The sequence below is a fragment of the Rhizobacter sp. P2_H3 genome (assembly GCF_056403355.1).
In genome coordinates this window covers 1-4,433 of the sequence record NZ_JBFUFQ010000340.1, presented here as the reverse complement: position 1 = coordinate 4,433, position 4,433 = coordinate 1, and the positions used below count along the sequence as shown (strand labels likewise).

Sequence of the window (4,433 nt, the reverse complement as noted above, 5' to 3'; positions counted from 1 at the left end):
CACCAGCTGCGCCGGCCGTGCCGCCAGCAGCGGGCCCAGCGCGCCGGCCGCGCCGCCGCCCGCGCCGACCACCAGCACGCGTTGCCCGGCGAGCGTGCGTTCGGCATTGCGTTCGATGTCGCGCACCAGGCCGCAGCCGTCGGCGTTGTCGGCCAGCCAGCCGTCACGCGCGTCGAAGCGCAGGATGTTGGCCGCCCCGGCCAGCGCCGCGCGGTCGGTGCGCCGTGCCGCCAGGTCGAAGGCCTCGAACTTGAACGGCACGGTGACGTTGCAGCCGCGCCCGCCCTCGTCGGCGAAGCGGCGCACGGTGTCGGCGAAGCCGTCCAGCGGGCACAGCAGCCGGTCGTAGTGCAGCGCCTGGCCGGTCTGTTCGGCGAAGCGCGCGTGGATGAACGGCGACTGGCTGTGCTGCACCGGATTGCCGGCGACGACGTAGCGATCCATGGCGTGTCTCGTGAGGCTCAGCGCGTCGCGGGGGCGCTCAGCGTGGTCTCGAGCCCTTCTTCGCGGGTGAAGCGGAAGCGCGAGGTGATCACCAGCTGGTCGGCGCGCTTGCGCATCTCGGTGCTGAACTGGCCGAACGGCGCGGCCGCGCGCACGATGGCCTGGGCGCGCTTGTCGAGCAGCGGCGACTTCGACGGCCGCACGATCTCGGTCTCCATCACGCGGCCGGCGGCATCGATCGTGATCACCATCATCAGCTCGCCGTAGATCTTCTTGCCCTGCGACTCGGGGAAGTTGCGGGTGCCGCGGTCCTCGATCTTGCGGCGCAGCGAGTCGTAGTAGATCGCGTACAGCTCCTCTCGGGTGGCCGGGCTGATGTAGCGCTTCTTCGGCCGCGAGTTCTCTTCATTGATGCGCTTCTCGATCTCGGCCAGCAGCTGCATCAGCTGGCGGCGGCGTTCCTCCTGCGCACGCGCCTGCGGATCGCCGCGGTCGCGCTTCGGGTCGGGGGCCGGCAGGTAGGCCAGCTCGCGGCGCACCTGCGCGAGCAGCTGCTGCTGGGTCTCCTGCAGCTGCTCGATCTGCTTGTGGGCCTCGTCGGCCGAGTCGCCGAGCTCGATCAGCGCCGACGACGGCAGCGGCGAGGTGGCGCGGCCGCGCTCGGCCTCGCCGCCGCCGGCCAGGTTGCGCTGCGCGATCGCCTGCGGCTTGACCGGTGCCTCGGCCGAACTGCCGTTGACGAGGATCACCTCCAGCGGCGTGTCCTGGAACACGCGGTTGAAGCCCTCCGGGTCGACGAAGCGCACCACCAGCAACAGGGCATGCACGCCGATCGACACCGCGAGCGCGATCTGCAGGGTGGAGAACTTCTTCAGCATCGGTCTCTCAGGCGGCAGGGGTGGCGGCGGTTGCCGCATCGGGGGCGGGGGCTTCTTCGTCGCCTGCATCGCCAGCCACGTCGATCGCGAGCGTCAGCGGACCGGCGGCCACGTCCTCGCTGTCGCTGTCGTTTTCAACTTCGGCATCCTCGATGACCGCGTCATCGGCCGAGGTGTCCGGATCGTCGATGCGCGACAGCACGCTCGCATGCACGTCCAGCGTCAGCAGGTCGGTGCCGGTGATGCGCACCTTCACGCGCGCGCCGCGCGGCAGCCGGTCGGCGCCGACCGCGCGGAACACCAGCGGCAGCGTGTCGGCGCGCACCAGGCCTTCCTTCATGACCGCGGCGTCGAGTTCGGCGATGCCGTTCTGCTCCAGGTACTTCAGCGTCCAGTAGCGCTCGATGCCCGACTGGAAGCCGTTGTAGGCGCTGTAGGCCGCATCGAAGCTGGAGATCACCGAGAACAGCGCGGCATCCTTCGGCTTGAACGGTGCGGCCAGCGCCGCGGTGCGGCCGTGGCGCGCGCAGGCGACGATCTGCCACTGGTTCAGCAGGTCGACATAGCGGCGCAGCGGCGACGTGGCCCAGGTGTACTGCGCGACGCCCATGCCGGCGTGCGGCGCGGCCTTGGTGCCCATGCGCACCTTGACGCCCGGCGCCATGCTGGCCTGGCTGCGGTAGATGCCCGGCACGCCGAGTTCGTTGAGCCAACCGCCCCAGGTGCTGTTGGCGAGGATCATCGCCTCGGCGACGATCAGGTCGAGCGGCGAGCCGCGCTGGCGGGTGCCGATGCTGACGCGCTCGTGGCCCTGCGGCTCGGCGCCGTCGTTGCCGTCGAGCTTGAAGTTGTAGTCGGCGCGGTTGAACAGCTCCGGCTTGCCGCGCACCTGCTCGCGGCCGGCCTTCAGGTGGCGGGCCAGGCGGAAGCAAAACGCCAGCTCCGGCGCGAATTCGTAAGCCGCCGGCGCCTCGCCGAGCAGCGTGGCCTCGGTGATCACCGCGTCGAGCTGGTCGTGGCGCAGGTTGGCGGCGATCGGCACCCGCTCGAGCTTCGTCTCGCTGCCGGTCACCTTCAGCGTCGCCTCGTCGAAGCTGACGTACAGCGACACGGCGGGGCAGTCGCGCCCGGCCTGCAGCGTGTAGGCCTGCACCACGTCGTCGGGCAGCATCGTCAGCTTGTAGCCCGGCATGTAGACGGTCGACAGCCGGTCGCGCGCGACCTTGTCGACCGGGCTGTCGGGTGCGATCGCGAGGCTGGGCGCCGCGATGTGCACGCCGAACACCACGGTGCCGCTGCCCAGGCCCTGCACCGACAGCGCGTCGTCGATCTCGGTGGTCTGCGAATCGTCGATCGAGAACGCCTGCACGGCCGCGACCGGCAGGTCGTCCTTGATGGCCGGGGCCGACAGCGGCGGGAAGGCGGTGCCCTTCGGGAAGTTCTCGAACAGGAAACGCCGCCAGTGGAACTGGTACGGCGAGTCGATCGCGCCGGCAGCGGTCAGCAGGTCGAGCGGCGCCTTCTGTGCGCGGCGCGAGGCCTCGACGACGGCCTTGTATTCGGCGGCGTTCTTGTCGGGGCGGAACAGGATCTTGTAGAGCTGCTCGCGCACCGGCGCCGGGCACTGGCCGGCCACCAGCTCGGCGGCCCAGCCCTCGATCTGCGCGGCCAGCTGCTTCTTGCGCTCGATGCCGAGCAGCGCGGCCTTCACGATCTCTTCCGGCGCCTTCTTGAACTGGCCCTTGCCGAGGCGGCGGAAGTAGTGCGGCGCCTCGAACAGCCGGAACAACGCGGCGGCCTGCTTCTCGACGCCGGCCTTGCTGTCGAAGTAGTCGCGCGCCAGGTCGGCGAAGCCGAACTCGGCGTCGGGCGCGAATTCCCAGGCCAGGTCGAGGTCGATCTCGCGGGCGAGCCGCTGGCCCTCGGCGATCAGCTCGGCCGGCAGCGGCTTCTCGAACTTCAGCAACACGTTGGCTGCCTTCACCTTCACGCGCTTGCCCGAATCGAGCTCGATCTGCATCGAGCTGTCGGCTTCGGTCATCACGCGGCCGGCGAGAAACTTGCCGGCGTCATCGAACAGTGCATACATGGGTGGGATTGTCGCGGAAAGCTCGGCCGATCCCGGTCAGGGCGAGGCGCCAAGCTGCAGGAAATGCATCAGGTGGGGCAGGTGTTCGTCGAACCCGCTGAGCGCATGGTCGCTGCCTTCGACGATGCGCAGGTGGGCGCCGCGGTAGCGCTCGCTCATCTCGCGCCAGTCGAGCACCTCGTCGCCGGTGGCGATCACCGCGAAGTAGCGCGACGGTTTCGCCAGCGCGCCCGGCGCCATCGCGCGCAGCTGCTCGACGTAGGCCGGCACGAAGAAGAAGCGCTCCTCGCTGTGCCAGGCGGTCGTCTCGCCGATGTGGCCGGCCAGGTCGCGGGCCGGGTCGACGGCCGGGTTCAGCAGCACGGCCGGGCAGCCGAGCTGCTCGGCCAGCACCGTGGCGTAGAAGCCGCCGAGCGAGCTGCCGATGATCGCCATGCGGTCGTGCGGCCAGCCCGCCAGCTCGGCCTGCAGGCCCTCGATCGCCTCCTGCGGCGACGCCGGCAGCTGCGGGCACCACCAGTTGACGCGCGGTGCGTGGCGCTTCACCCAGGCCTCGACCTGGCGCGCCTTGGTCGACTGCGGCGACGAACGGAATCCGTGCAGGTACAGGAGGTGGGTGGTCATGAAGCGTGAGGAATGCACATCCGGCGCCGGGTTCGCCGGCCTGCGGGTTTCCGATCGGTCGAGGCACGGAACCTGCAAAGCGCGACGGAGTCTAGCTCGGCGTTCCACGGGGTGGACGCCCGGCGCGACGCTCTACACTTTGTTTCCACGCGGCCTCCATCCGACGACCGCCCCCGGCCCCTCCAGTCGCTTCCCACAAGGACACCGTTGACGTGAAAGATGACTCCCTGATCCTGTCGAGATCCGGCGCGCCTGCGGGCCTGTCGCTGGTGCTGTCCGGCCTGCTRCTGCAAGGCTGCGTCACCACGGTGCAACCGGCCTCGCCGCCGGTCGTCGTGATCGCCCCGGCCGGGGCCGCGTCGGCGCCGGTCAGCGCGGCGGCCGCGGCAGCCGCCGCC

The 4,433-nt window shown here is 70.5% G+C and carries 4 protein-coding genes and 1 pseudogene; 1 reads left to right on the top strand and 4 read right to left on the bottom strand.

From position 1 onward, the window contains the following. The 4 genes and pseudogenes from aroE to AC1D1T_RS30310 form a co-directional block, all read right to left on the bottom strand. A pseudogene (gene aroE / locus AC1D1T_RS30325) lies at positions 1 to 444 on the bottom strand (shikimate dehydrogenase); the annotation flags it as partial. A gap of 17 nt (positions 445 to 461) precedes the next feature. Further along, positions 462 to 1,322 carry an energy transducer TonB gene (locus AC1D1T_RS30320; RefSeq protein WP_047506647.1) on the bottom strand — a complete coding sequence of 287 codons (861 nt, stop codon included), beginning with the start codon at positions 1,320 to 1,322 and terminating at the stop codon, positions 462 to 464. 7 nt (positions 1,323 to 1,329) lie between these two features. After that, positions 1,330 to 3,411: a ribonuclease catalytic domain-containing protein gene (locus AC1D1T_RS30315; RefSeq protein WP_477993147.1), complete on the bottom strand. Its 2,082-nt coding sequence runs from the start codon at positions 3,409 to 3,411 to the stop codon at positions 1,330 to 1,332. A 36-nt stretch (positions 3,412 to 3,447) separates the two neighbouring features. Continuing rightward, positions 3,448 to 4,035, bottom strand: coding sequence for a YqiA/YcfP family alpha/beta fold hydrolase (locus AC1D1T_RS30310; protein ID WP_477827328.1), 588 nt, complete (start codon positions 4,033 to 4,035; stop codon positions 3,448 to 3,450). Positions 4,036 to 4,247: 212 nt separating this feature from the next. Here AC1D1T_RS30310 and AC1D1T_RS30305 point away from each other — a divergent pair. Further along, a partial coding sequence (locus AC1D1T_RS30305; RefSeq protein ID WP_477993145.1) for a hypothetical protein occupies positions 4,248 to 4,433 on the top strand: 186 nt, incomplete at its 3' end.

Excerpts from the sequence above, each read along its gene's own strand:
- AC1D1T_RS30310 (WP_477827328.1), bottom strand. The coding sequence starts at position 4,035 with ATGACCACCCACCTCCTGTACCTGCACGGATTCCGTTCGTCGCCGCAG.
- AC1D1T_RS30315 (WP_477993147.1), bottom strand. The coding sequence starts at position 3,411 with ATGTATGCACTGTTCGATGACGCCGGCAAGTTTCTCGCCGGCCGCGTG.
- AC1D1T_RS30320 (WP_047506647.1), bottom strand. The coding sequence starts at position 1,322 with ATGCTGAAGAAGTTCTCCACCCTGCAGATCGCGCTCGCGGTGTCGATC.